Origin of the sequence: Hyphomicrobium sp., from assembly GCF_041674905.1 — a bacterium.
Lineage (GTDB): Bacteria > Pseudomonadota > Alphaproteobacteria > Rhizobiales > Hyphomicrobiaceae > Hyphomicrobium_B.
In genome coordinates this window covers 30093-54689 of the sequence record NZ_JBAYUV010000001.1, presented here as the reverse complement: position 1 = coordinate 54689, position 24597 = coordinate 30093, and the positions used below count along the sequence as shown (strand labels likewise).

Below are 24597 nucleotides of genomic sequence, written 5' to 3'. Positions count from 1 at the left end.
TCGCGCTCGGCACCGCTCAGCCTTTTTCGCGCATCAGGCGCGCCTTCTGTCGGTTCCAGTCGCGCTTAGCGGAATCCTGGCGTTTGTCCGCCTGATTCTTGCCCTGCGCCAGACCGACTTTGACTTTCGCCCTGCCCTTCTCATTGAAATAGAGTTCGAGCGGAACGAGCGTCATGCCTTTGCGTTCGACGGCGATCGCGATCTTGTGGATCTCGGTTGTGTGCATCAGCAGGCGGCGCTTGCGGCGCGGCTCGTGCGGGAACAAAGCGGCGCCAGGATATTCGGCGATATAGCTGTTGATCAGCCAGATCCCCTGATCCTCGACGGAGGCATAGCTTTCGGCAATATTCGATTGTCCACGCCGCAAAGACTTCACCTCGGAGCCCAGCAACTCGATGCCTGCTTCCCAGCTGTCGGTGATGAAGTATTCGTGACGTGCTTTTCGATTTTCGGCGACAAGCGTGCTGCCGTCGTCGCGTTTCGCGGCCATCGTTCAATAAACTCCAGGCGCGTTCTATTCGGCCGCTCGGGCGTCGATCAGATCGAGCTGACCCAGCACCTGGTCGACGGCCTTACGCGCAGCATCCGAGATCGGAACCATCGGCAGACGCATTTCGCCGGTGCCGAAACCCAATCGCGAGACGGCGTATTTCGCCGGTCCCGGATTGCTCTCAATAAACATGACCTCAAATAGAGGCATGAGCCGATCCTGCAACGCCAGCGCTTTCTTGAAATCGCCCGCGAGGCACGCATTCTGGAACTCGGCGCAGAGACGCGGCGCGACGTTCGAGGCAACGGAAATACATCCGGAGCCGCCGTGCGCCATGAAGCCCAGCGCCGTCGCGTCTTCGCCCGAGAGCTGACAGAAATCCGGCCCCAGAGCCGCGCGCGTCTGCGAGGGGCGCGCGAGATTGGCTGTCGCGTCCTTCACGCCGACGACATTCTTCAACTCGTAGCAGCGCGCCATCGTCTGCACCGACATGTCGACAACCGAGCGGCCGGGAATGTTGTAAATGACGATCGGAATGTTGATCGCGTCATTGATCGCCTTGAAGTGCTGGTAGAGGCCTTCCTGGCTCGGCTTGTTGTAATAGGGCGTCACGATCAGAACCGCGTCGGCTCCGACCTTTTCGGCATACTGCGATAGCTCGACAGCCTCGTCCGTCGAGTTGGAGCCGGTCCCGGCGATGACGGGCACGCGCTTTTTCGCCGTCGTAACGCACAGCTCGATGACGCGCTTGTGCTCGTCGAAGTCGAGGGTCGGACTCTCGCCCGTGGTTCCGACGGGAACGAGTCCGTGCGTGCCTTCCGCGATCTGCCACTCTACAAAACGGGTGAAGGCCGCTTCATCGACCTTGCCGTTTCTGAAAGGCGTGATGAGCGCCGTGATCGAACCTTTAAACATGCGTGCGCCTTGATTTGATTTCCCGAGCCGGGTGCTGCCGAGAAGGCCGAGATTTCCCGGTTGTAGGCATCAACTGATAAACTTGTCCTAAAAGGCCCCAGTCAACTCGAGCCAACTCGAGCCACGGTCTTGCCGCACGGACGTGCCAGTCGTCCGTTAAGCGCTTGCGTCCGTAGCCATCCCGCCGCTTAATGCGGCCGGACAAACACTTTTCGGTGCAAGCTCAATAACATTAGGCGCTCGTTAGGCTTGCTGCAAGATCGTGCATCCCTGCGTCCCACCGAATGAGAGACGATGCCTCTAAACCCTGCCGTGGCAACGCCAAATCTCTTTCGTGCCGGCGCTTTGAAGAGCGTCGCGGCATGCTGCCTCGCGGCCCTGTCGCTCGCTGCGGCGTTGCCCGTTTCCGCCGACTCACCCCTGAGCGATATCGCGGCGCCCCGGCCCCTTGCCGACGAGCAGAAGCAGCTTGATCGGCTGGGTTCGGCGCTCGCGCCCCTGTTGTCGGCCGAGCCATCCGCCAGCGACGCTAAAAATCTGCGTGAGGCGGTGGCAGCCGTCGGCGCACAGGATGACAATCGCTTCAGCGCCGCGCGAAGCAATATTTCCGATCCGGTGGCGCGCAAGCTCGCCGATTGGATACGGCTGCGCGCCGGACTTGGAGAGCCGGCAGAGTATCAGACGTTTCTGAAAGACAATCCGCGCTGGCCGTCGCGCGCGATGCTCGTTCAACGGCTGGAGGAGTCGCTTTTTACGAAGGGCGGCAGCTCCGGCGCGATCAAAAGCTATTTTGCAAGCGAGGAACCGCAGACGGGTGCCGGCACCGCGGCGCTCGCATCGGCCTATCTCGCGGAAGGCAATACCGCCAAGGCGCGATCGCTTGCCGCCAAGACCTGGCGGGAGACGACGCTTCCTCCGGCACTCGAAAACGGTTTTCTCGCGCGCTTCGGAAAACTCCTGACGGACGCCGATCACAAATGGCGTTTCGACCGCCTGGTGACGGACGACGTGCGTTTCGCCGATAACCGCGCCGCTCGCGTGGCCGCCGCGCGGCGTCTCATTCCGCTGCTGCCGCAATCCGAGCAGAAAAAAGCGACGGCGCGGCTCGCGGTCTTCGACAAGGCCAAGAATGCGCACGCGCTGATGAGCGCGCTCGCCGAACATGGTGATGGCGATGCGGGTCTGACGTTTCATCGCGCGCAGGTACTGCGTAAGGCTGGCAAGATCGATGAAGCCGCCGAGCTCATTCTCTCCGTGCCGCCCGACCCCAAAAAGATCGCCGAGCTTGACGAGTGGTGGGCGGAGCGACGCGAGCTTGCCTATGGCGCGTTGAAGCTCGGCAAGGCGAAACTCGCGTACCGGCTCACCAGAGACGCCGGTCCTCTGACGGTCAATCCGCTCAAAGAGCAGACGTTCATGGCGGGATGGATCGCCTTTCGCTATCTGAACAACATCGATGCCGCCGAGAAGCATTTTCGCGCCATGGCGGCGGCGGCCGACGGACCGCTCAGCATCGCGAAAGCGCAGTATTGGCTTGGGCGCGTAGCTGATGCGCGCGGCGACAAGGGCGCAGCCACGAAGGCTTACCGGCTCGCGGCTCAGAACACCGATACGTTCCACGGCCTACTCGCGATGCAGATGCTGCAGCCGGGGCGCACGTCGCTCGAAATCAAGCCGCCCGCCTACCCCTCGCCCGACCAGATCCGCAAGTTCATGTCGGACGACGCGACGAAGGCGCTGGTTCTGGCAGCGAAAGCGAAGCTCTCTCGTCTTTATACGCGAAGCTTCCTTGTCGCCCTGCATTCCGCGACGTCGAGCGAGGCCGAAGCGGGAATAGTCGCCTATATCGCACGTGCGATCGGCGATCCGCAGATGTCGCTGCGCATCGGAAAAACCGCCGTCGCCAAGGGCCAGAACCTGCTGACGTATGCCTATCCCGTCACGGCGTTCCCCGGTTACAAGCCGCTGCGCAAGCCGCCGGAGCTTGCGCTGCTGCTCGGCCTCGCGCGTCAGGAAACCGAATTCGACTCGCAGATCGTCTCAGGCGCCGGGGCCAAGGGTCTGCTGCAGATCATGCCCGGCACGGCGCGCCACGTCTGCCGCGACTACAAAATGAAATGCGATCTCTCCCGCCTGCTTTCTGATACACGCTACAACGTCTCTTTAGCATCGGCCTACATCGCCGACCGCATGGATGACTTCGACGGCTCGTATGTGCTGGGCCTCACCGGCTACAATGCCGGTCCCGGTCGCGCGCGGCAGTGGATGAATGAAAACGGTGATCCGCGCGAGGCACGCGTCGATACCGTCGACTGGATCGAACGCATTCCGATCACCGAGACGCGCGATTACGTGACGAAGGTCCTGGCGAACATTCAAATCTATCGCGCGCGCCTCGGGTTTTCGAAGAATGCGCTCCGCCTGCAGCAGGACCTCGTTCGGGCGCCGGACCATTCGAAACCTCCGGGCAGCAGTCAAACGCGCACGAACACCGCCAGCGACAACGAGGGCTAGGGGAGACGACGCGACCATGACAGCAGCCGCGCAAGGATATGAAGAGATCTATTTCACGTCCCAGGACGGCCTGCGCCTTTATGGCCGCCATTACCCGGCGCTCAATCCAAGCGGCGCGCGCCCTGTCGTGTGTCTTGCGGGACTGACGCGAAACAGCCGCGATTTTCACACGGTCGCGCTGACGTTGAGCGGCAGCTGCATGCCGCAGCGCGACGTCTTCACGCTCGACACGCGCGGGCGCGGCTTCTCGCAACATGACGACGACTGGAAAAACTACGCCGTGCCGATCGAGATGCAGGATGTGATCGATTACATGATCATGCTCGGCCTCAGAGACGCCGGCATCATCGGTACATCGCGCGGCGGGCTCATCGCGATGGTGCTCGCGGCGGTCCAGCCTTCGCTGATCGGCGCGGTCGTGCTCAACGATATCGGGCCGGTCATCGAGATGGACGGGCTGGCGCGCATCGCGGGCTATGTCGGACGCGTTCCCGTGCCGAAGAGCTGGGCCGATGCCGCACGGATCGTTCTTGATCTCACGCGTCGCGATTTTCCCAACCTTTCGGAGGCCGACGCCGAGGCCGTCGCGCGCCAACTGTTCAATGAAAGAAACGGCAAACCCGTCAGCGGCTACGACGCGAAGCTGGCCAAGTGCCTATCGGTGCTCGACGGTCCGATGCCGCAACTCTGGCCGCAGTTTGAAGCCTTGAAGCGGGTACCGCTGCTCGTCGTGCGCGGCGGCAATTCCGATCTCTTGTCCGAGGCGACGGTCGAAGAAATGCGGCGGCGACATCCGCGCATGACGTCGGTCACCGCGCCGAACGAAGGACACGCTCCGTTTCTGCGCGACGAGCCGACGATCTCCGCCATTGCCTCGTTCTTTGCTCAGTCAGACGAAGCGAACGCCGACCGGCGTTATGGCGTTCTGACCCGCAGCGACTTCAGTCACGTCTCGCGACTGGTGTCGACCTCGCCGCGGTCGACGCGGCGGGAAAATTCCGTCTGACCGCCATTGAGCAGAATGCGCGCCTGCTCGACCCAGCCCTCGCGTTCGATGCGGCCTTTGAATTCCAGCACCTGACTGACGCGATCGATGTCGCCGCTCGTCCAGTTCGCAACCTGCTCGTAGCGCGAGATGCCCATGGCGTTGAGCCGCTTCTCGATCAGCACGCCAACGCCGCGAATGCGTTTCAAATCACTATTCGGGCCTTGGCTCGAAGCCGGCATCGGCCTCGGCGGCTCTGCTTCGCTCGCGGCCGGAGCTTGCGCCGTGGCCGCCTCCTTGACCTTGATGGCGTCTGAGAGCTTCGCGGGCATCGATATTTTCGGATCGACCTTGGCCAGCGGCGAGATCGGTTCGATCGGCTTCAAGCCGCGCGTCACGCTTGCCGAGGCAGCGGCGATCGCGGCGGCGGCGGCGGCGGCCATTTCCGCGACCGAGCGTCCGTGGATCGCGGCGGCGACGCCGGAGAGTTGCGGTTCCGGCACTTTCTCGCCGGCGGCCGGTGCGTCAGTGCTGCCCGTTTCCGTCACGGATGCACTGACCGACGAAGATTGGGGCTTATCTCCGGCAATCCCTGACCCGGACGCGGGCAAGCCGACCAAGTCCGCGATCTGGCTCGCCGCCGGTTTTTCGGCGGGCGCGGCGGCCTTCAGTGCGGCCACGCGATTGCGCGAATAATAGGTCTCGCCGCCCTTCGCCAAAATCTGCGCCTGCTCGACCCATTGTTCACGGTCGATGCGGCCGGGAATATCAAATAGCCCGCTGATGCGCTTGACGTCGGCGGGGCTCCAGGCCGCGATATGCTCGAAGCTGTCGACGCCTTCCATCTTGAGCCGTTGCTCGAGATTGGCATCAATCGCGCGGATGCGCTGGAAATCGTCGCCGCCTTCGATCGGTTGCCGGATGATCGGCTTCGGCGCGATGAGCGGCACCGAAGAGACAGGCACCTCAGCGTGCGCCGGCTCTTCGATTTCCGGTTCGTCTTGTTCCGGCTCCTCGATGTCGAGGTATTCGCTTTCCGGTTCTTCGTCTTCCGGCTCGGCGATGACCGTTTCCTCAACGGGATCGCCCGCGTGGTCTTCGATTTTCTCGTATGCAATGTCTTCCGGCTCATCGGCACTTTGCTCAACGACGCCGAGCGGCTGAGCCGGCTCCGCCTCTTGCAACGGTTCCGGCTCAGGAGCGGGCTCTGGCGCGGGCCGTCTGGCGAAGGAGCTTATGGACGCGGCAGCGGCGGCCTTGGCGGCAGCAACCGCCGCAGCAGCAGCTGACGTAGTTGCGTCGCTCAGTCTCGACGTCAGTCTCGCCGGTTTTTCGCGCCGTTCGACAACGGGCTCGGGAGCAGGCTCGAGTTCAACGTCGGCAACAACCGGTGCCGGTTCGTACGGCTCCGGCTCTGGTTCAATCGCAATAGGCTCGAGCGGCGGCGGCGGAAGCTCCGGTTCCGGCTCAGGCGGCGGACCGTAGCTTCCCGGTTGATACGCGCCGGTCACGGGCTTCAAGACAACGGGGCGAATTTCCGGGATGGCGCGTCGCGGCATGCCTTCGTTCAGATCCGGCCCCATCAGCGCGCGCTCGAAACGCGACGGATCGACGAGTTTCGGCATCGGCCGCGGTTCGGGACGCCGGATGACATCGATCCTCGGCTGCACGGGATCGATGGAACGCGGAACGACCGGTGGAGCGAAGGATCTGGTCGGCACCGGGCGCGGAGCAGCGGCTGCGACCGGCGGATAAAGCGGCGCGTCGAACTCTGCCGGAATAGTAGCGTAAGCAGCCTCGGTTTGGCGCGAGCCCAGCAGAGCGCGCTTTGCGGTGCACGCCAGGAAAGCGCCAAAAAAATACGACGCGAGCAAAAGCAGGAATGTCTGCAGCAGCAGATACGTCATGTCCGAACCGGCTCCGCCATGCAGCAAACCATGAAGGCCAACGCGCGTTTCAAGGCTATTCCTCCCGGCATGTGATCCAGCCCGTGACCAGTCCGAGAGCGAACGCCAGTGCGATCCACCAAATGAGCTTCACAAACAGATAATCCATGAACCCGGTCCTCGAAGCGACTGTGCCTGCTCAATTGACTTTGACGTTGAATTCGATGCGGCGATTTTTTGCCCGGCCTGTTTCCGTCGCATTATCGGCGAGCGGACGGGTTGCGCCGTATCCGATCGTCGAAAGGCGACGTGCACTGACGCCATTCTGGGTGAGAAAGTCAGCGACCGCACGAGCCCGGCGATCGGAGAGCCGCTGATTGCGCTCGTCGGTGCCTTCGGCGTCGGTGTGGCCTTCGATTTCAATGCTGAAGGCTGGACATTCGTTGGCGACTTCGACGAGATCGCGCAGCGTCTGCGTGCTGTCGGCGGTCAAATCCGCCTTGGCGCGCTCGAAGTTGATCGTCCCTTTCGCCGATGTCTGGCGCATCAGCGTCTGGCAGCTATCGGCGGCTTTTTCGTCGACGTTCATCACTGTGATCGCGTCGCGGGCCTTGAAGCCCGGCGGCAGATCGGTCGAGAGGACGCTGCGAATCTCATTCGCGACGCGCTCGCTTTCGGCGGCGCCTTCGATCATCAGATCCTTTGCGGAAATCTCGACATCGCCGCGCCTGAGGCGCGCGAGTTGCTCCAACGCGACACGCGTCGCGGATTGCCACGGCTCGGGCGGCGCGCCGACGATCTTCATCTGATCGGTAATGCTTTCACCGGGATATATCCGTTGCGCCGTCTCTATGACGCGGACGCGCGCGGGATCGTCCGGAGCATCGCCTTCGAGCGTGATCATGCCGTTCGGCGCACGCGTTGCTTTCCAGGAAAGGTCCGTCTTCATCTTGCCGATGAATGCGACGTTGGCCGTCGTTTCGCAGGTCTGCCCGGCCGCCGCCTTGACGTCTCCGGCCACCGATTGCGACGTGGCGTAGTCGTCCGTCTCACCGGAAAGCTCGAGCTTGCGATCGGAAAGCAGCGACTTGCCTTTCGTCAGCCGCGACAGCGATGCGAGGCCCGCGACGACGCACTGCTGCCAGCCTTCGGGGGCTCCGGGCGCGACTTGCGTTTTGTCGTTCACCGCGCGTCCCGGGAACCGTGCCTTGACGGCGTCGATAAGCGCGGCCCTCGCCGCTTCGCTCGGCGTCATGCCGATCACGTCGATGGCTGCGCCGTTATTGACGACGCCCATCACGTAGCCGGAGCCCGCTGGAAACAGATCGGGCTTCGGATAGCGGATACGGTCGACGATCTTGAAGTTCTGAGGCACGTCGAGTTTCAGGGATCGGCTCACAGCCGCCGCGACCTGCTCATCGGCGGCCTCGCCCGAAAACGTCAGGTCTCTGCCGCTGAAAGCGACGTCGCCCGACTTGAGCTGCGCCAGTTGCTCGAGCGCGATGACGACGGCTTTTTCCCAGCCGTCGGGCGCACCCTCCGCAATGTCGGTGCGGTCGGAAAACGACATCTTGCCGAAGAGCGACCGGGCGCGCGCGACGAGCCTGCCTCTGACGTCATCGCCCGGCGCGTAGCCTTCGATCAAGAAGCCATCGCCGCCTTTACGCGCGTTCCAGGTGTAAGGCCGGGCGACCGGCAAGCTGATTTTTTCTTCCGCCAATCCGATGCGCGCCGGTCTCTGCTTCGCGAGCGCCGTTTTTGCACGGCGATAGGCGTCCGAGGTTGCGGCTTCGCCCCTGAGCGACAGATCGAGCGCCGCAAGTTCGGCCTCGCCGCGTTTCAATCCGGCGAGCGTCTTCAAACTGAATTGTGCTCCCGCGAGCCACGCGTCAGGATCGACAGACCCGCGTGCGAGACGCATCCCGTCGCTGACTGACGCGGACGGAAACGCGGCTTTCGCCGCCTCGAGCAAGGATCGCCGCGCCTGTTCCGAGGGAACGTCGCCGGCGAGCCTGAGCCGTCCTGAGCCATCGGACGCCGCCGACCATTGATAATTCGCGACGTGCTCGATCAGCCCCGACCGGTTGTATGCAACACGCACGCCCCACACATTGCGCGCATATCCTTCGGCCAGCATCGGGCCGCGCTCCTCTGGCGCCTTGCCCGTGAGCACGATGTCGCGACCGCTCACGTGCGGTGTCGCCCAGGTCAAGCCGACACGCTTCAGTGCTTCGGAGGTGCGCCGCGCGAGATCGCTTTCGATGTCCGCGTGCTGGACTTGCACGGCCACCCAGCTCAGCGCCGCAATCGGGACGACGCCCAACAGCCAATAGATGGGATTGCAGCGCATTCGCACGCGACTCCGAAACAAAAGGCAACGCGGAGCCACGACCGTGCAGTCAATGCCCCGCAACAAGGAGAGCGATGTGCCAATCGCCCGACCGTGGCTGGACTTTGAACCGAGCGGACCCCCGCGAGCAGTATAAACAAGAGCCAACACCATTCCAAGCCAAGCCTGGAGGAGCCGCCTTCCCATAACCAACTGAAATTAGGTAATATTTTTGTTCATTTTATGCCGACCGCGAGTGTGTTCGCGAAGTGTGGCGCGCCGGTCATGGCGATTTGTGTTCACAGCGGCCCGATGGCAGCGCCCGATAGGATTAGGAGGCATCCGAGGCTAGACGAGGCGCGAAGGTGATTTCCGGCATGTCCAGTCCGGCGTTGTGCAAGGCGCGCGACAGGGCGTTGCAAGATGCCTCAACCCTGCCGGATGAGCCGGCAATCAGACAAACGACGCGTTCGCCGTTTCTTGCCGCGTCCACGATGCGATCGACAGCGCCGGTCGTGCCACCGTTCGCGTCACCGTTAGCGTCTGGGCCGATGGCAAAGCGCTGAGCTTCGCGGCGCGCGAAATCGAGAACCGAAGCCGGTACGTCATCATCGAAGAAAATGCGGTCGGCGGTGCGCAGCACTCTCAAGGCGCGCAATGTCAACGTATCGGCGCTCTCTCCGACGGTGACGATCGCGACGGACGGAGGTGATTTGTCGGGCGCTCGCACGAGCGCATCGAAGTCGGCTTCGCGAGGTTCGCGCTCGGCCTCGTCGATCGCGAGGTCGACGAAGCGATTCCAGAACCTGCGTTTCGCCGCGGCGGTCGCGCCCAGCTGACCGCCTCTCGTTCGCCATAGCTTCGCCGCCTCGACCCAGCGCTTCAGACCATCGGGAAGCAGGGCTTCGACGAGCGACCGTATCGTCTGGGCAAGGACAGGCGCGGCTCCGTCCGTTGAAATCGCCAAAACCAGCGGCGAGCGATTGACGATGGCGCCAAACTGGAAATCGCAAAATGCCGGACGGTCCACGACGTTGACGGGCACGCCCGCCGTGCGCGCGGCAGCTGCGAATGCGGCCGCGTCTTCATTGTCGTCGCTGGCACCGATCGCGATCGCGGCTCCTTCGAGATCGGCAGGCGACCACGCTCTCTTGTTGAGCTTGACCGAGCCGCCGGGAGGCGCAGAGGCAAGGGCGTCGAACCCATCGACGAAGGTCTCCGCATAAACTTCGACATGGGCGCCGGTTGCAGCCATAAGTTCGGCCTTCCACAGTGCCGGTTCGCTGCCGCCCGCGACGATGGCGCGCTTGCCGGCAAGCTTGAAGAATACGGGTAACGTCGCAAGCGCCTGCATGCGCTCCGGCCGCGTCCGCGTACTTTTTTTCTGAGCTTCCTCTACGTCCGATACCGACATGTCTTCTACTTCGATGAACCCGGTCATTCGCGCAGGCAGGAACAATATTGAGCGGCTGCAGCCGCCGCTAAGGCCAACGCGAATAGATCATACACGATGATGCCGGACCGGCATCCGGGCGAATTTGCGGTCCGCCCGGAGGATTAACGTAGCGATGCAGGGCACGTCCGGCGCAGCAGCTACTTGCGGTGGCCGATGGCCCAAACATAGCTTGAGACCGCCGTCAGATCGGCTTGCGAGAGCTGCACGCCGCCCATCGGAGGCATGGCGCCCGGATGCTGCTTCGGCTCGGGCACACCGTCCTTGATGGTGCCTGTGAGGGCGGCGAGGCTACCGTCGCTCCACAACCACTTGCCGGCGTCGAGCGCCGGGCCAACCGGCGTTCCGATCCCGTCCGCTCCGTGGCAGCCGGAGCACGTTGCGCCCGCCACCTCGCCGTGAAAGATCTTTTTGCCGAGTGCAACCTGTTCGGCTGTTGCGCCTTCCGGCACAGGCAATGCCGCGTCTTTCCCCGCGTCAGGATGCACACCTTCCGGCGGTGATGCATTGGGAGACGTTTTCGCCGAGATCACGGGGGCGGGCGCAGCTTCGACGCCAACGCCTGCATCGCCGACGAAGGTCACGCGCCAGACACGGCCGCCCGCGTCGTCCGTTATGAAAAGCGCTCCGTCCGGCGCGACGGCGAGCCCCGACGGACGATGCGCGGCGCGTCCCGGATCCTTGTGCTGACCGGCGAACCCGTCCGCGAAGACGACGTAGTCTCGGGACGGCTTGCCGTCGGCCAAAGGCTGGAACACGACGTTATAGCCCGCTTGCGGCGAGGGCGCGCGATTCCACGATCCGTGGAATGCGATGAAGGCGCCGCCCTCGTAAGCTTTCGGGAAGTGCGTGCCCTTATAGATCTTGAGATCGTTCGGAGCCCAGTGCGCGGGATAGGCCGCGATCGGTCCTTCCGCCTTATCGCAGTCACCGATTTTCTTGCCGCCATCGCCGCCGTATTCCGGCGCCTGCACCAACTTCTTCTGAGCCGGATCGTAGTAGCACTTGGGCCAGCCGTACGACGCGTCCTTCTTGATGATCATGACTTCTTCAGAGGGAAGCTCGAAGCCCTGCGCGGCCGTATACAGTTTCGGCCAGTTCTCATGCAGCTGGTCGCGGCCGTGCTGCGTGGAATAGAAACGGCCGGCCGCATCGAAATCCAGACCTTCGGAATTGCGAATGCCCGACGCATAACGCTCTTTGGCCGAGAAAACCTGTCCCGGCTTGTTCGCGTCGTAGCGCCAGATTCCACCCCGCGTTTCGAGCTCGATGCAGGGATCTTTGCCTGGCGAATGCGGCATGCGGTTTTTGACTTCGCATGTGTTCGTCGCCGAGCCCATCGCAACGAACAAGTTGCCGTCGGCATCGATCGCGATCGGATGCATCGGATGATCGCCGGTGATCGGCATGCCGCTCAGGATGATCTCAGGCTTGGCGTCGGCGGACGGCGCGCCCTTGCTCACGTTGTAGCGCACGACCTGATCGTTGATCTCGGCATAGAGCCAGTTTTTATAAAGGGCGATACCGGTGCCGCCGTGGCCGCCTTCCGCGAACGTCGGTCCGAAGCGCGAGACGACATCGGCGCTGCCGGTTCCTTTCGTGTCTTTCAACGCAACCAGAAACCCGCCCTCATGCGGCGTATCGTTGTTGTAGTAAACGCCGCTCCAGGTGTTGAGATAGAGCGTCCCGTCCGGCGCGACCACGGCCTGGCGCGCGTGCCCGACCTTGTCCGCGAAGATCGTTGCGCAGAAGCCCTTGGGCAGCGTGATCCCCGCTTCCGATGCGGGACAATCTTTTTCCTGACTGTACGCGGACGGAGCGGCAAGCGGCTGCACCGCGAACACCGCTCCGCCGATCAACGCACAACAGGCGCCACGGCTCATTAAACGAATAGCCATCTTACCACTCCTTGCTTCGTTCTGTTCAAGCGTCGAGGTTCCGTTGCGGCCGATTTACTGGCCTGCGGGAACGGCAACGATCCTGAACGGGAGACGCGGAGGTCCGCTTTTAGCATCAAAAAGGTGGGCGAGCTGGCCCTCAGGCACCCAATAGGTATTGCCGACAAGTGCAACAGACGTCGGACCGGCGAGACCGTCCTTGATGGTATCAACAGTGACCTCGTCGCCCTTGACCGTCAGGCGATCGATGCTGCCGCTACCTTCAGCCATGATGAACGTCTGCTCACCGGTCGAACGCAAGCCGTCAGCGAGCTTCAGCGGCCGCGATGTCTTGAGCTTCGTGATGTTGCCCGGCTTACCGTCCTTGACATCGACGCGATACAATTCGCCGTTGGTGTAGGTGTTGACGTAAAGATTGCCGTCGCTTCCGAACGCAATGCCATCGAGGCCTGCACCTTCTTTCGGCTGATTGAAATCCGCACTTTCTAGCCAGACTTCAAGTTCGGATGCTCCGGGCTTCAGCCGCAAAATTTGCGGCGACGATGTGTTGGTGGCGAAAATCGATCCGTCCTGAGCGATCGCAAAATCGTTGCAAATGCTGCCGTCTTTTGGAAATGCAACGCTCAGCTTGCCTTCACCCGTCTTCAGGTCGAAGCCTTTGATGACGGCGCCTTTCGCGGCGCCGGGTCCCGGGACGCCGATGCCCGACGCATCATTCGAGCAGACGAGAAGCAATCCCTTCGCCTCATCGACGAGCACCCCGAACGTCGAGCGGGTGTCGAATGCGCCGGGCTTGATCCACTCTTCCGCCGTGGCCGCGCCGGGTTGAATGCGAAAAACGCCGCCCGAGGAAAGCCCACTCACATACAGCGTCCCGTCCGACGCCGCTGCTATGCTTTCAGGATAGACGCTGTTTCCGGGTAGTGGAACCTGCTTCAAATCTTCCGCGGACGCGGTCGAGATCAGAAATCCTCCCGCGACTATCATCGCAGCGGCTTTAGCCAGAGTTAGCCTGTCGATTATCATTTCGTCATTTGCTCCTAGGTTCATCGCGGCCGCGCAGCATTGCCGAGAGCCATGGCTTGCGACAATGCACGATCATGCGTATCAGCCATAACGATATGGCTATTAAGACACTGAAATGCGTCATACGCTTTATAGTTGCGGCGGGCGCTCGCTACATACCGCGAGATGGAGGCGGGCTCGCATGAAAGAAATGCGCGCCGAAGAACTGCAGACCGCGCCGAGATAAAGCAAATTTAGGAATAATAACACTTGCGGGAGACGGTCGCAGGCGGCAACTAATTTCGCTCCGAGGCGTTTTGCTCGCAGAAACGGGAGCGACGTTCCCGGCCAGGAGATAAGAGGCACAGATGAGAAAATACCTTTGCTCGATTGCTGCTGTTGGAGCCGCGGCGTTCGCGATGGTCGCCACCGTTCCGGCTGCCGATGCCGGTCCGCGCCAATATCGTGGCAAGCACTATTCCTACAACGGCAATCACGGCAATTATGGACGACACCATCGTCGTGGTCGCGGATACTGGCGCAATGGGCGCTGGATCGCGCTCGGCATCGGCGCCGCTATCGCTGCGGGCGCAGCCGGCGCTTACGAACGCGATTGCTACTGGAGAAATGGCTACCGCTACTGCGATTAGTAGCCCGTGCCAAAACGGTAAGCCCCGGCTCTCGTAAGAGACCGGGGCTTTTTCATGCGTGCTTGGGAAAATGTTGAAACAGGCGCGAGCGACGAGATCGCGTAATTGCCAAGTGGTGATGCGATCCCGTTTCGGAGTTCAAATGGGGAGTTCGGACTCGCGCTCCGTCCAATAAAGGTCAGCGAGACGATCTAGCAAATTCGTCGGTAGAGGGTTGGTAACGATTTCCGACTGAAAGTAATCGCCGAGGCAAATTGCCGGGCTCACTGGCGCGACAGACTGCGCGCCTCCGAAATCGCTCGAAACGCCAAACATCGAGTCTCGTGCAACACGCGATACGGCCATCGACCATATCCACACCGCCATCCAAGGATGCAAATCGGGCCTCCTTTCGAACACGGCGGTGACTGCGAAATCAACGCCGTTTAAAAACGCACTTATGTTCGGGTGTATCAAATGCACGAGGATGCCGATTTGTTCCAAGCATCATTCGCGCAGGCACTTAATGTGCGCGACGCAGACCAAAGATTTGAAATAAATCCGTTTGTTACGACGGTGCGTTGCAACCTTCTCCAGCATCCATATCCGCATGCGGCCGCAGACCGGCAGAGCAGAAAGATTGAATTGGGAACTAGCTCGCGTTCAAACCGTTGCTTCCTTCGATAAGTTGAACAACAGAGGAGGATGCAGATGAATTGGGATCGCATCGAAGGCAATTGGAAGCAGTTCACCGGCAAAGTGAAAGAAAAATGGGGCGATCTGACTGACGACGATCTGGCCCGCGTAAACGGAAATCGTGAGCAGCTCGAAGGCGTGCTGCAGCAGCGTTACGGCTACGCCAAGGACAAGGCGAAAGAGGAAATCGACAGCTGGTCGAAAGGGCTCTAATTCAAATTGTCCCCAGATTTTGAGAGAAAGGCCCGCATCCGGGCCTTTCTTTTTGTGAGTTAGAACGGCGCGCGTCGCAAATTTCGCGCGAATCTTGTTAGCGATTCTCTCTGACGGTGGGGAGAGCAGCTATGGCAGAGACATTTTTCGCCGACATGATCGCCAAGTCTGAGATTGATCGGGCAACCGCACGTTTGGAAATCGCGTTGTCAGATGCCGCCGGACACGTTCAGACAGTCAGCCTCGGTCCCGACGCTCTGGCCGCTCTCGTCGCGATCGCCTCGCAAGCCGCGCCCGCCGACATCGCTCATCCCGGACGGTTGACGAAGCTTCCAAAACGCTACGCCGTCGGCCACGGACGTCACGAGCCGGTCGTCATGCTCCGGTTTGAGGACGAGCCCGCTTACGGTCTCAGCGTGTCGCAAGCCGAAGATCTTGCTGAAGCTCTGCTGGAAGAAGCCGAGGCTGTCGCCGACACGAAATATTGCATGCGCCAGTAGAGACGACGCGAGCCGAAGGCGCATAGGTCAAAAGGCATAGGCCTGATGGACAGCTGGCCGATTCACGGCTCGCAAGACAGCAGCCTTTCGATCAGTATGGTTTCTGCCAGGGCTCTCCAGTCCCGGCAATCTCCTAGCTGGTGTAGCCCCGGCGGCAACGTCCGCCGGGGTTTTTTATGTGAGCCCTCTGCTGTTCTCGAAACTGTGCGTGAGTGGAGCTCTACCAAGCCCGCAACACACCTCCCCGCCGCCCCCCGGCAAACGGGGAGGTGCACGGAACGCCGATGCTGCCATCTGCATTCCGTTAATCGCTCGCGTGATGCGGAGCCGCGTTGACGAGACGCACGTCAGGTTTCGAATGCGGCCGAGTTGCGACTGTCCATGACATTGTGATCAACATTTCGAGCGCTGCGTTCACAACGCTGCTTTCGCCCCTCAGCTCGGAACCCGATGGCGGATTACGCCGTTAATAAAGGGAATGAACATGGGAGCTCGGCATGCGTAACAAGGCGATCAACCAAGTTTATCATGTTCTGAAGGCGGTCTGCGATCTCGAGAAGGATCTCAAAAAAGGCGAGTTTTCCGCATCGATCAACCGCGAAGACTGCTCGGAGCATTTGAAGCAGGCACGCCACGAACTTCATCAGGTTCTCGACGAAGTTTACGCATCCGATTATCGCACTTCGAAGGCCGCGTAATCTCAAATTGGAGCATGAGCCGTGGTGCGCAGCAGAGAGACGGCGATAGCAACGTGCCTGTCACGGCTGGAATGCCTTATGAAGTCCGTCGGTCGGCTTCAGAAGGCGCATGTCTCCCGCGGCGCGGATATCACGAACGAGCGGTCATTTCACGAAATCAGATTGGCGAAGGCTGCGATCGAAGCCGACTATCACGTGTTGAAAACGAAGCTTCATGAAATTCGCACAAGCCGCGACGACGAGGAACAGCGCGCCAAATCGAAACGTCGGCAGGTGCTGATGGAAAAGGTGTTTCCTCGTTGAGTCCCACAGCGCGCAGATTTTGCTCTCGTTGCGTCCACTCAATCTCTACTTTTTACAGATCGATGCTGGCTCCCAGATGAGTTGCTCATTGCGCGCGACAATCCCGGTCAGCCGATGAAGAATCGCGCCGTGGCGACTTTGGAGATCTGTCAGCTCGGCGAGCATCCGTTCATTTCTAACATTTGCGCCGGGCATCGCCGCGACGGAAAAGATTTCGACGGAAAGCTCATTGATGACTTCGCTATGCCAGAAGATCGCATCCTCGACGGTATGCGCGTCGAGGGCCCGCTCGCAGCACATCTGCAGATCGGTGGGATTCACGTCGGCTCCGGTGGTGAGCGAAAGCGTTAATTTCGAGGGTGTCCGTGGCAAGTGGGGGAAGACCCGTGCACTTAGAAATGCCCTCAAACTCCTGGCGCGGCGACGCCAAAACACCTTAACAGCCGGTTCGATCCGACCAGGATCGTAAGAGTGAGGCATCGGACGGAACTCCCATTCGTCTGACCAAGGCTAGACGCCCATCCCGCGTCGATGGTTCCCGGACCGCCCGACAAAATCCGACACCATGCGACGAATCGATCCCAGCCACCGCCGCAGATGAAGTATAGAAAGCCGGGCGCATCATAACCGTCTTCCTATACTCCGCCTTATACTTCCCAGGTCGCTGCTGAGCTAAAGCCGAATTTTATTTCGCATGGCGATTACCGACCACAAGCCGAACGAGGCCCGCATGCAGGATGCATCCCAAAAGGTGCTGCAAGGACAAAAGAATTCAAAAATGCAGCAAGGGCAGAAACCTCTGCCCAAAGCCAATCCAGCCTCTGCGGCGAACACTCCCGCCGTCCAGAAGCGAGATTTTTTGCGGAGCTGGCCGGCGATCGGCGGGCTGATCGCCACGCTCGCGGTCATCGCGGCGGGCTATGCCTACTGGCAACATTCGGCGCTGCATCCGTCGACGGACAATGCCTATATCCAAGCCAATATCGTCCCGATCGCTCCGCTGGCCTCCGGTCTGGTGACTGAGGTCAATGCCAAGGAATTCGCCACGGTCAAATCGGGCGATGTTCTCGTGCGCCTTGATCCCGCGCCGTTCGATGCCGCGCTCAAAGCGGCGGAAGCAAAGCTGACGCTTGCACAACAGCAAGCGACGGGCCCGGCGGCGCAATCACCGGCGGCCAAGGCCAACGTCGATCAGGCGCAAGCCGGCGTCGATCAGGCGCGTCTCGAACTTGACCATGCGACGATCAAAGCTCCGGTGGACGGCATCATCGGGAAAGTGCGCGTTCGGCCCGGGTCGATCGCCAAAGCCGGCATGAGCCTTTTCCCACTGATCGATACGTCGAAATGGTGGGTCGACGCGAACTTCAAGGAGACGGACCTGTCGCGGATCGAGGCAGGCCAGAAAGCAACGGTCACGATCGACCTTTTTCCATCACATGAATTCAACGGCGAAGTGGAAGCCGTGAGTCCCGCCAGCGGCGCCTCATTCTCGCTTCTGCCGGTGGAAAACTCGACGGGCAACTGGGTGAAGACGACACAGCGCTTTCCCGTGCGCATCGCGCTCACTCCGAAGCCGGGTGATCCGGAACTTCGCATCGGCGCATCGGCAGCGGTGACCGTCGATACCACAGCCAAGGGCTCCGGCAGTGGCGCTCGCTGACACCGCTCCTGAAAGCACGGCCAGAAAGGTTCTGACTGCGTCGGCCGTGCTTCTCGCGGTCCTGATGGTCATTCTCGACATGACCGTCGTCAACGTCGCGTTGCCCCACATGATGGGCGCGCTTGGCGCGACGCCGGATCAGATCACCTGGGTTTTGACATCCTACATCGTTGCCGAAGCGATCGTCATTCCGACCAGCGGCTTCCTTGCGGCGCGCTTCGGACGCAAGCACGTCATCTTTGTGAGCGTCGCGGGCTTCGTGGTTGCCTCGATGCTTTGCGGCCAAGCGCAGACGCTGGCCCAGATGGTTATTTTCCGACTTCTGCAGGGCGCATTCGGCGCAAGCGTCATACCTCTCTCGCAAGCCATCATGGTCGATACGTTCGAAGCCCGGAACCGGGGCAAGGCCATGGCCATCTGGGGTATCGGAATCCTGCTCGGTCCGATTATGGGCCCAACGGTCGGCGGCTTCATCACGGACCATCTCGGCTGGCGGTGGGTCTATTACATCAACGTGCCCATCGGTCTCATCAATCTGGCGATGATCCTCGTGTTTTTGAAACACACGCCGAAATCGCGCGCGGTCGCGGATTGGATCGGCGCATTGCTGCTCGCCACCGGCATCGGCAGTCTGCAAATGCTGCTCGACCGCGGTAACGGCGACGACTGGCTGCAATCGAATTTCATCATCGCCTTGATCTTCGTCTCGGCGTTCTGCCTGATCACGTTCACGGTCCGGAGTTACAATCGGCCGGATGCCATCCTGCGGCTCAGTCTTCTGCGAGACCACAATCTCGCAACGGCGACATTCATGATCATGGCTTTCGGCGTCGGAATGCTCAGCACGATTGCCTTGCAACCATTGTTCCTCGAGCATCTGCTCGGCTATCCGGCGGGCACCGCCGGTCTCGTCATGGCGCCGCGCGGTATCGCGGTCGCGATGGGCATGGTGTTCGTCGCCACGACCATCAATCGCTTCGAGCCCAGATGGCTGGTTCTCATCGGACTGACGCTTGCCGCCTCCGGCACCTACGCGACCACGTGGTACAATCTCGATGTCGACGTGTTCTGGATCATCGCGCCGGGCATCGTGCAGGGCCTCGGAATGGGCATGATCTTCGTGCCGCTTTCAACGCTCGCGTACCAAACGCTACCGCAAGAGGCAACCGACCAGGCCGCGGGCATCTTCAATCTCGCGCGCACGATCGGCGGTTCGATCGGTATCGCGATCGCGGCGACCGTGCTGACGCGTGCAAGCCACTCAAATTGGCAGAGCCTCGGCGCGGGGATCAATCCCTATAACCCGGCACTTTCGTCTTGGCAGGACGCAACCGGCCTCACCGTGCCCGATCCGAGTGCGATGCAGATTTTGGCGGTGGAACTCGGCCGGCAAGCGACCATGATCGGCTTCATCGAAGCGTTCGGCTTCGTGACGTTGAGCTTCCTGCTGCTCATTCCGCTCGTGCTTCTTCTGAAGAAGCAAGGCGATGCTCCGAGGCGTTCGCCGATCTAAACATCGCCGGAAGATTCGGCTTCTTCCGCAAGCTTACGCCGCCCCGCCAAAAGATTGCGGATCTCCATTTCAACGAGCGCGTGCTCGTATGGCCTTTTGAGATGCGGGCCTTTCGAACAAAGCTCCCCTGCCTGCTCCGCCGCTCGCCGGGGCGAACCTGCAATGACGACTTCCACGTTGGGCCGGTTCTCGCGAACCCACTTGGCTACCGCGAAGCCGCCAGTGCCGGATTCCAGTTCAACTTCCGTCAGAACGACATCGATTTTCATGTCCATCTGGCGCAAAACGGTCAGAGCTTCGGCGCTGCCGGCAGCTTCAACGACACGGTATCCGCAATGACGCAGATAAGCGGCAATTGGCGTGCGGACGAGGATGTCATCGTCGACAACGAGGACAGTCGCATCACTGTTTTTTGTTTCAAGCTCGATCACGAGGCCCTAACGGCTTTCATCACTCGACTGTTGTTCCGCTGGCGGTAGCAACTTTCGCACACGCGCGATCAGGTCCGACGGCAGAACGGGTTTGGACAAAACAGCATCGAAGGCCCGATCCATTCCGATTTCTACGTTCGCAGAAACGATCGCGATTTTGATCAGCGGCGCGTGACGCCGAACCCAGTTTGCGAGCCCGACGCCGTCCATGCGTCCAGGCATACGAATATCGGTGACGACGAGTGCAATATCAGGTGTGGTATTCAAGACGTTCAGGGCTTCATCAGCGTTTGACGCCTCTATGACAATAAATCCCGCGTGACGAAGATCATCAGCCATCGCAAGGCGGATCAAGATCTCGTCCTCGACCAGAAGAATCCGGGAGTTTGCTGAGGCCCCCCTCATTTCTGCAAGAGCCGCGTCGGCCATCTCCACCCTCACCCCCTTCCCAGCACTTAGCATTCCAGGAGGTAAGTCGTTAAATGCATTAACGAGGATAAAGTTCCCTGACCCGGATGGTTATTTGGAGGGGTTATAAAAATTCATTGCGGCTTCCGCTGCGGCGTGGTGAGCCGATCAAAATGCCGTCCATCCATGGCTCCCGGTCACCGCGCCGAACGTCGCGATAAGCGCCAGCACGAGGAGCACCCAGTGTGCCCGCTCCAGCCATGGAAACGCGATGTCCGGCCTTTCGGTCGCCCAGCGCCGGAACCGGCCATGCAGAATGAATGGTGAAGCGATAAAAAGCACAAAGGCGAACAGCAGCCAGACGCCGACCATCGCGTGCATCCACCAGTATTCGGCCGACGTGAAGCGGTCCCATATGTCGAGGCGGACAACCATATAAAGCCCGCTCAGGCCCACGATCAGGACGGCAGTGCGAGCCACCGGCTTGAAGCGACGTTCGATCGCGCTGAACGCCTTCAGCCGGTCGGGGCCGAGATCGCCCCGGCGAACCGCAGGCAAGATGATGCCAGTTGCCATTGCAACGCCGCCGATCCAAACCACAACGGCCAGAACATGCAGCGCGCGGGCTAAAATCACGTCATTCATCGTGTCACAGCCGGTTATGGCTCAGCCTACGGTATCGGTAGGCTATGTGGTTCCTATCCTCGTCCGTTTGCGTTGGCGCAAAAGGCTCCCCAGAGCCAGAGGAAACGGCTAGGGTGGCAGCACCATGAAGCCTGGCCCGCAATTTTCGCGCAACGACTTGTCATCGCTCGTTTTATTCGAGGGGCTTGCGGCGCCCGTCCTCGACGATGTGATCGCGGTCACCCGCTGCCGCGCGCTGGCCCGTGATACCCGCATTTTTAACCAGGGCGACGGATACGTGAGAGCGCACCTTCTGGTGGAAGGCAGCGTCCGTATCGCGCAGACCGGGAGCGATGGTGGCCAGATCGTCATTCGCTTCATCGGGCCGGGCGAAATGTTCGGCACGGTAGCTCTGTTCACCGATGGTAAATATCCGGCCGATGCCGATACGCTGACCGATGCCATCGAGTTCAGTTGGAGCGAAGCCGATCTCCTCAAGCTGATGAGCGCCCATCCGCAGATCGCGATCAATGCGCTGAAAATCGTCGGAAAGCGCATCCAGGAAGCGCAGAACCGGCTGCGAGAGCTTTCCACGCAGCCCGTCGAGCGCCGCATTGCTCATACGCTTCTAAGGCTCTCCAGGCAGGCGGGTCGAGATACTCCGGACGGCGTGAAAATCAGTTTTCCTTTGCGCCGCAAGGACATCGCCGACATCTGCGGGACGACGCTATTTTCGGTCAGCCGCGTCCTGACGACTTGGGAGAAAGCGGGCTGGCTGGTGACACGCGACCAGCATCTGACCATCGCCAAAATTTCCGAGATCCAACGGGTCGGCGACAACGAGACCGTTTGAGTTCGGTGCGAGGTTTGCGGAGCAACAAAGCGCTCCGGTATCGTTGCCCGTATCCGTGACGCAAGGAAAACAATTTCCCGAAGATACCACGAAAGGGACGCGCTGTGGGAACGACGGCGGTGGCCGGCAAGAAAAGCACGGCGGTTTGGACGATTGCATTTCGTCCGCTGTTTCTCGCCGCCAGTCTGTGGGCGACGCTGGCGCTGGCGCTGTGGATATTCGTCCTCACGCAAGGCCTGACGTTGCCGAGCCGATTTTCGCCCGTCGACTGGCACGCGCATGAAATGCTGTTCGGATTTATTCCGGCAGCGATCGCGGGATTTCTTTTGACGGCGATCCCGAACTGGACAGGGCGAGCGCCGGTCCGCGGACTCCCGCTCATCGGGCTGGTCGTGCTTTGGGTGGCGGGGCGCATCGCCTGTTTCGGGTCCGCATTGCTGCCGGTCTGGCTCGGCGTCGCCGTCGATTCCATGTTTCTTCTCGCGCTCTGTCTCATCGTGGCGCGCGAGATCGTGCTTGCCGGCAACCCGCGCAATCTCATCATGCCGGTTCCGATCGCCGTGCTTCTGATTGCGAATGTCCTCACACATCTCGAGGCTCTCGGCGTCGCCGTGCCGGCTGGGTTGGGACGGCGTCTCGCCATCACGGCCGTGGTCTTTCTGATATCGGTGATCGCGGGACGGATCATCCCAGCCTTCACGCGCAACTGGCTCGCGGTGCGCAAAGCCGAGAAACTCCCCGCGCCCGCGGGTCGCTTCGACGCCGTTGCTATCGCGGTTCTCGCGCTCGGCCTGCTGGGCTGGGTCTTTTTCCCAGCCTCTCCTGCATCCGGCGTCATTCTGCTGGCTGGTGCTGCCTTAAATGCCTGGCGCCTCGCGCGCTGGCACGGCATCGCAACGACCTCGGAGCCGCTGCTGGCGATCCTTCATCTCGGCTATCTCTGGATCGTGATCGGCACGGCGCTACTCGGCGCCAGCATTATCGGCGACCACGTTCCGGAACCGGCGGCGATCCACGCGTTGACGGCCGGAGCCATGGGAACAATGGTGCTTGCCGTAATGAGCCGGGTCTCTCTCGGGCATACCGGGCGAATGCTTCACGCCGACGCCATCACAACGACGGCCTATGCCGCGATCACACTTGCGACTTTAACAAGAATAGCAGCGGCTTGCCTGCCTTCGTTCTACCTGCCCCTGGTTTCGCTTTCCGGCGTGTTATGGATCGTGAGCTTTGGGATTTTCGTCGTCTACTACGGTCCGATGCTCCTATCACCACGGATCGACGCGCTCCGCTAGGCGAACACACTCACTTTTCGCGCATGAAGCGTAGCGCGGCGTTGGCGTCCTTACGCCGGCGGTCGGCCGCCAAAACCATCTTGGTCACGTCGCTTCGATCATCGAACTGGCGTTTATCCGTCCGCCGCCTGCGCGCGACGACGACGAACGCGGATACTACGAATGCTAGGACTGCAAAGATCCAAACTGTCATTCCCGGTCTCCGGTTGACGTCAGAAACGCGTCGACTCACATGGCGCGCCAGCCTGCAGATTGCCCAGCTCTCGCCTTGACATCAAGCCTCCGCTGAACGGGGTCGTTGTTGCGTGAGACGAACGAGAGGTTATTTTCGAACGATGTTTTTGCCGCGCCCGAGGCTTTGCTTTCAGCCGGGTGGCGCGTTGCTTCAGAGAATTTCGAATGTCAAAAACGACGCGCGCAACCGAAATGCTGGACCGAAGCGGCGTCACGTATTCATTGCATTCCTATGATTACGACCCCAGCGCGGACCGTATCGGGATTCAAGCCGCGAGCGCACTTGACGTACCTGCGGGTCACGTCCTGAAAACGCTCATGCTCATGGCCGACAACACACCGGCCTGTGCGGTGCTGCCATCCGACTGCGAACTCTCGATGAAGAAATTGGCTCATGCCCTCGGAGCAAAGTCCGCGCAGATGATGAAGCCGGCCGATGCGGAGCGCATCACCGGCTTCAAAGTTGGCGGCATCAGTCCGTTCGGTCAAAAACGCAATGTTCCGACGGTGCTGGAAGAGCGGGCTCTCGCTCTCGAGAGCGTTTTCGTCAACGGCGGCCAGCGCGGACTTCAGATCAAGCTCGACCCCAAACAGATCGTCCTGGTTCTTGGCGCCAAGGCGGCGTCGCTGATCGCAACGGCATGAAGCGATATCCGATCAGCGTGCCGACCTCCGCAAGCTTTTCTGTTAGCCGCTGATGCGCGAAGCGCATGGCCGCGCAACGACGACGCATTTTGCGGTGATCAGCGCGTTCTTCGCGCAATCCCAACGCACGCTCGCCGCACGATCGAAGTTCGCAAAGAGCCGGCCGTACTGGTTCTCAACGGCGGCTTCCCAATTGTCCACCGCAGCCTGACGAGCGCGCGCACTGCCTTCGCCGAATAACCCCTTGCCGGTCGCAACGCCTTCGAGAACCGGTTTGCACACTCCGCGCTTGTTCCAGCGCGCGTCGGCATTGGTCGTCTGTGCCGCCATGCCAAGGCCGATGAGCAGCGCAACACACAATTGTCGGTACATGAAAATACTCCCCGTTCCATACATTCGGCGGATAGCTCCATGCCCGGG

At 61.0% G+C, this 24597-nt stretch carries 25 protein-coding genes; 12 read left to right on the top strand and 13 right to left on the bottom strand.

The features are described from left to right. Window positions 1–16: 16 nt before the first annotated feature. On the bottom strand, window positions 17–490 hold the full coding sequence (gene smpB, locus WC026_RS00255; RefSeq protein WP_372708785.1) for an SsrA-binding protein SmpB: 474 nt from the start codon (window positions 488–490) through the stop codon (window positions 17–19). Between the two features lie 24 nt (window positions 491–514). Next, the gene (dapA, locus tag WC026_RS00250) at window positions 515–1405 is read right to left on the bottom strand and encodes a 4-hydroxy-tetrahydrodipicolinate synthase (RefSeq protein ID WP_372708784.1); all 891 of its coding nucleotides are present in this window, start codon (window positions 1403–1405) and stop codon (window positions 515–517) included. Window positions 1406–1699: 294 nt separating this feature from the next. On the opposite strand from dapA, the gene WC026_RS00245 reads away from it, so the two are divergent. Continuing rightward, window positions 1700–3919, top strand: a complete 2220-nt coding sequence (locus tag WC026_RS00245; RefSeq protein ID WP_372708783.1) for a lytic transglycosylase domain-containing protein — start codon at window positions 1700–1702, stop codon at window positions 3917–3919. A gap of 16 nt (window positions 3920–3935) precedes the next feature. Beyond that, window positions 3936–4925: an alpha/beta fold hydrolase gene (locus WC026_RS00240; protein ID WP_372708782.1), complete on the top strand. Its 990-nt coding sequence runs from the start codon at window positions 3936–3938 to the stop codon at window positions 4923–4925. On the opposite strand, the gene WC026_RS00235 is transcribed toward WC026_RS00240, so the two are convergent. From WC026_RS00235 to WC026_RS00215, 5 genes are all read right to left on the bottom strand, one after another. Beyond that, window positions 4865–6811 (bottom strand): hypothetical protein, encoded by a 1947-nt coding sequence (locus WC026_RS00235; protein WP_372708781.1) that lies wholly within the window; start codon window positions 6809–6811, stop codon window positions 4865–4867. The genes WC026_RS00240 and WC026_RS00235 overlap by 61 nt on opposite strands. Before the next feature lie 178 nt (window positions 6812–6989). Beyond that, window positions 6990–9140 (bottom strand): OmpA family protein, encoded by a 2151-nt coding sequence (locus WC026_RS00230; protein ID WP_372708780.1) that lies wholly within the window; start codon window positions 9138–9140, stop codon window positions 6990–6992. A 310-nt stretch (window positions 9141–9450) separates the two neighbouring features. Further along, on the bottom strand, window positions 9451–10533 hold the full coding sequence (locus tag WC026_RS00225; RefSeq protein ID WP_372708779.1) for a siroheme synthase: 1083 nt from the start codon (window positions 10531–10533) through the stop codon (window positions 9451–9453). A gap of 179 nt (window positions 10534–10712) precedes the next feature. Continuing rightward, complete coding sequence (locus WC026_RS00220; RefSeq protein ID WP_372708778.1) at window positions 10713–12470, bottom strand: PQQ-dependent sugar dehydrogenase; 1758 nt, start codon at window positions 12468–12470, stop codon at window positions 10713–10715. Between the two features lie 54 nt (window positions 12471–12524). Beyond that, window positions 12525–13457: an SMP-30/gluconolactonase/LRE family protein gene (locus WC026_RS00215; RefSeq protein WP_372708777.1), complete on the bottom strand. Its 933-nt coding sequence runs from the start codon at window positions 13455–13457 to the stop codon at window positions 12525–12527. 386 nt (window positions 13458–13843) lie between these two features. Here WC026_RS00215 and WC026_RS00210 point away from each other — a divergent pair, with 386 nt between their 5' ends. The 5 genes from WC026_RS00210 (at window position 13844) to WC026_RS00190 (ending at window position 16514) form a co-directional block, all read left to right on the top strand. Then, a complete protein-coding gene (locus tag WC026_RS00210) occupies window positions 13844–14125 on the top strand; it encodes a hypothetical protein (protein WP_372708776.1) in 282 nt (93 codons plus the stop codon). A gap of 690 nt (window positions 14126–14815) precedes the next feature. Then, on the top strand, window positions 14816–15013 hold the full coding sequence (locus tag WC026_RS00205; protein WP_372708774.1) for a CsbD family protein: 198 nt from the start codon (window positions 14816–14818) through the stop codon (window positions 15011–15013). Window positions 15014–15144: 131 nt separating this feature from the next. Further along, a complete protein-coding gene (locus WC026_RS00200) occupies window positions 15145–15513 on the top strand; it encodes a hypothetical protein (RefSeq protein ID WP_372708773.1) in 369 nt (122 codons plus the stop codon). Window positions 15514–16010: 497 nt separating this feature from the next. Further along, window positions 16011–16211, top strand: coding sequence for a hypothetical protein (locus WC026_RS00195; protein ID WP_372708772.1), 201 nt, complete (start codon window positions 16011–16013; stop codon window positions 16209–16211). Window positions 16212–16289: 78 nt separating this feature from the next. Beyond that, the gene (locus tag WC026_RS00190) at window positions 16290–16514 is read left to right on the top strand and encodes a hypothetical protein (protein ID WP_372708771.1); all 225 of its coding nucleotides are present in this window, start codon (window positions 16290–16292) and stop codon (window positions 16512–16514) included. Between the two features lie 45 nt (window positions 16515–16559). Here WC026_RS00190 and WC026_RS00185 read toward each other — a convergent pair whose 3' ends face one another. Then, window positions 16560–16994, bottom strand: coding sequence for a hypothetical protein (locus WC026_RS00185; RefSeq protein ID WP_372708770.1), 435 nt, complete (start codon window positions 16992–16994; stop codon window positions 16560–16562). Window positions 16995–17208: 214 nt separating this feature from the next. On the opposite strand from WC026_RS00185, the gene WC026_RS00180 reads away from it, so the two are divergent. Beyond that, window positions 17209–18174: an efflux RND transporter periplasmic adaptor subunit gene (locus tag WC026_RS00180; RefSeq protein WP_372708769.1), complete on the top strand. Its 966-nt coding sequence runs from the start codon at window positions 17209–17211 to the stop codon at window positions 18172–18174. Then, a complete protein-coding gene (locus WC026_RS00175; RefSeq protein WP_372708768.1) occupies window positions 18161–19687 on the top strand; it encodes a DHA2 family efflux MFS transporter permease subunit in 1527 nt (508 codons plus the stop codon). Before WC026_RS00180 ends, WC026_RS00175 begins: the two co-directional genes overlap by 14 nt. On the opposite strand, the gene WC026_RS00170 is transcribed toward WC026_RS00175, so the two are convergent. From WC026_RS00170 to WC026_RS00160, 3 genes are all read right to left on the bottom strand, one after another. Then, the gene (locus WC026_RS00170; RefSeq protein WP_372708767.1) at window positions 19684–20118 is read right to left on the bottom strand and encodes a response regulator; all 435 of its coding nucleotides are present in this window, start codon (window positions 20116–20118) and stop codon (window positions 19684–19686) included. The genes WC026_RS00175 and WC026_RS00170 overlap by 4 nt on opposite strands. 6 nt (window positions 20119–20124) lie before the next feature. Beyond that, complete coding sequence (locus WC026_RS00165; protein ID WP_372708766.1) at window positions 20125–20547, bottom strand: response regulator; 423 nt, start codon at window positions 20545–20547, stop codon at window positions 20125–20127. A 147-nt stretch (window positions 20548–20694) separates the two neighbouring features. After that, window positions 20695–21171, bottom strand: coding sequence for a hypothetical protein (locus tag WC026_RS00160; protein ID WP_372708765.1), 477 nt, complete (start codon window positions 21169–21171; stop codon window positions 20695–20697). Between the two features lie 124 nt (window positions 21172–21295). Here WC026_RS00160 and WC026_RS00155 point away from each other — a divergent pair, with 124 nt between their 5' ends. Both WC026_RS00155 and WC026_RS00150 read left to right on the top strand, forming a co-directional pair. Beyond that, window positions 21296–22003 (top strand): Crp/Fnr family transcriptional regulator, encoded by a 708-nt coding sequence (locus tag WC026_RS00155; protein ID WP_372708764.1) that lies wholly within the window; start codon window positions 21296–21298, stop codon window positions 22001–22003. Window positions 22004–22122: 119 nt separating this feature from the next. Beyond that, window positions 22123–23298 (top strand): NnrS family protein, encoded by a 1176-nt coding sequence (locus WC026_RS00150; RefSeq protein WP_372708763.1) that lies wholly within the window; start codon window positions 22123–22125, stop codon window positions 23296–23298. Window positions 23299–23308: 10 nt separating this feature from the next. Here the strand turns inward: WC026_RS00150 and WC026_RS00145 are convergent, their stop codons facing one another. Continuing rightward, window positions 23309–23491: a hypothetical protein gene (locus tag WC026_RS00145; RefSeq protein ID WP_372708762.1), complete on the bottom strand. Its 183-nt coding sequence runs from the start codon at window positions 23489–23491 to the stop codon at window positions 23309–23311. Between the two features lie 206 nt (window positions 23492–23697). Between WC026_RS00145 and ybaK the strand changes: the two genes are divergently transcribed. Then, window positions 23698–24177 (top strand): Cys-tRNA(Pro) deacylase, encoded by a 480-nt coding sequence (gene ybaK, locus WC026_RS00140; RefSeq protein ID WP_372708761.1) that lies wholly within the window; start codon window positions 23698–23700, stop codon window positions 24175–24177. A 42-nt stretch (window positions 24178–24219) separates the two neighbouring features. Here ybaK and WC026_RS00135 read toward each other — a convergent pair whose 3' ends face one another. Then, window positions 24220–24549, bottom strand: a complete 330-nt coding sequence (locus tag WC026_RS00135) for a hypothetical protein (RefSeq protein ID WP_372708760.1) — start codon at window positions 24547–24549, stop codon at window positions 24220–24222. Window positions 24550–24597 lie beyond the last annotated feature (48 nt).

What these genes read in the sequence shown, in the direction of transcription:
- smpB (WP_372708785.1), bottom strand. Translation starts at nt 490, where the DNA reads ATGGCCGCGAAACGCGACGACGGCAGCACGCTTGTCGCCGAAAATCGA.
- dapA (WP_372708784.1), bottom strand. Translation starts at nt 1,405, where the DNA reads ATGTTTAAAGGTTCGATCACGGCGCTCATCACGCCTTTCAGAAACGGC.
- WC026_RS00245 (WP_372708783.1), top strand. Translation starts at nt 1,700, where the DNA reads ATGCCTCTAAACCCTGCCGTGGCAACGCCAAATCTCTTTCGTGCCGGC.
- WC026_RS00240 (WP_372708782.1), top strand. Translation starts at nt 3,936, where the DNA reads ATGACAGCAGCCGCGCAAGGATATGAAGAGATCTATTTCACGTCCCAG.
- WC026_RS00235 (WP_372708781.1), bottom strand. Translation starts at nt 6,811, where the DNA reads ATGACGTATCTGCTGCTGCAGACATTCCTGCTTTTGCTCGCGTCGTAT.
- WC026_RS00230 (WP_372708780.1), bottom strand. Translation starts at nt 9,140, where the DNA reads ATGCGCTGCAATCCCATCTATTGGCTGTTGGGCGTCGTCCCGATTGCG.
- WC026_RS00225 (WP_372708779.1), bottom strand. Translation starts at nt 10,533, where the DNA reads ATGTCGGTATCGGACGTAGAGGAAGCTCAGAAAAAAAGTACGCGGACG.
- WC026_RS00220 (WP_372708778.1), bottom strand. Translation starts at nt 12,470, where the DNA reads ATGGCTATTCGTTTAATGAGCCGTGGCGCCTGTTGTGCGTTGATCGGC.
- WC026_RS00215 (WP_372708777.1), bottom strand. Translation starts at nt 13,457, where the DNA reads ATGATAGTCGCGGGAGGATTTCTGATCTCGACCGCGTCCGCGGAAGAT.
- WC026_RS00210 (WP_372708776.1), top strand. Translation starts at nt 13,844, where the DNA reads ATGAGAAAATACCTTTGCTCGATTGCTGCTGTTGGAGCCGCGGCGTTC.
- WC026_RS00205 (WP_372708774.1), top strand. Translation starts at nt 14,816, where the DNA reads ATGAATTGGGATCGCATCGAAGGCAATTGGAAGCAGTTCACCGGCAAA.
- WC026_RS00200 (WP_372708773.1), top strand. Translation starts at nt 15,145, where the DNA reads ATGGCAGAGACATTTTTCGCCGACATGATCGCCAAGTCTGAGATTGAT.
- WC026_RS00195 (WP_372708772.1), top strand. Translation starts at nt 16,011, where the DNA reads ATGCGTAACAAGGCGATCAACCAAGTTTATCATGTTCTGAAGGCGGTC.
- WC026_RS00190 (WP_372708771.1), top strand. Translation starts at nt 16,290, where the DNA reads ATGAAGTCCGTCGGTCGGCTTCAGAAGGCGCATGTCTCCCGCGGCGCG.
- WC026_RS00185 (WP_372708770.1), bottom strand. Translation starts at nt 16,994, where the DNA reads ATGCCTCACTCTTACGATCCTGGTCGGATCGAACCGGCTGTTAAGGTG.
- WC026_RS00180 (WP_372708769.1), top strand. Translation starts at nt 17,209, where the DNA reads ATGGCGATTACCGACCACAAGCCGAACGAGGCCCGCATGCAGGATGCA.
- WC026_RS00165 (WP_372708766.1), bottom strand. Translation starts at nt 20,547, where the DNA reads ATGGCCGACGCGGCTCTTGCAGAAATGAGGGGGGCCTCAGCAAACTCC.
- WC026_RS00160 (WP_372708765.1), bottom strand. Translation starts at nt 21,171, where the DNA reads ATGAATGACGTGATTTTAGCCCGCGCGCTGCATGTTCTGGCCGTTGTG.
- WC026_RS00155 (WP_372708764.1), top strand. Translation starts at nt 21,296, where the DNA reads ATGAAGCCTGGCCCGCAATTTTCGCGCAACGACTTGTCATCGCTCGTT.
- WC026_RS00145 (WP_372708762.1), bottom strand. Translation starts at nt 23,491, where the DNA reads ATGACAGTTTGGATCTTTGCAGTCCTAGCATTCGTAGTATCCGCGTTC.
- ybaK (WP_372708761.1), top strand. Translation starts at nt 23,698, where the DNA reads ATGTCAAAAACGACGCGCGCAACCGAAATGCTGGACCGAAGCGGCGTC.
- WC026_RS00135 (WP_372708760.1), bottom strand. Translation starts at nt 24,549, where the DNA reads ATGTACCGACAATTGTGTGTTGCGCTGCTCATCGGCCTTGGCATGGCG.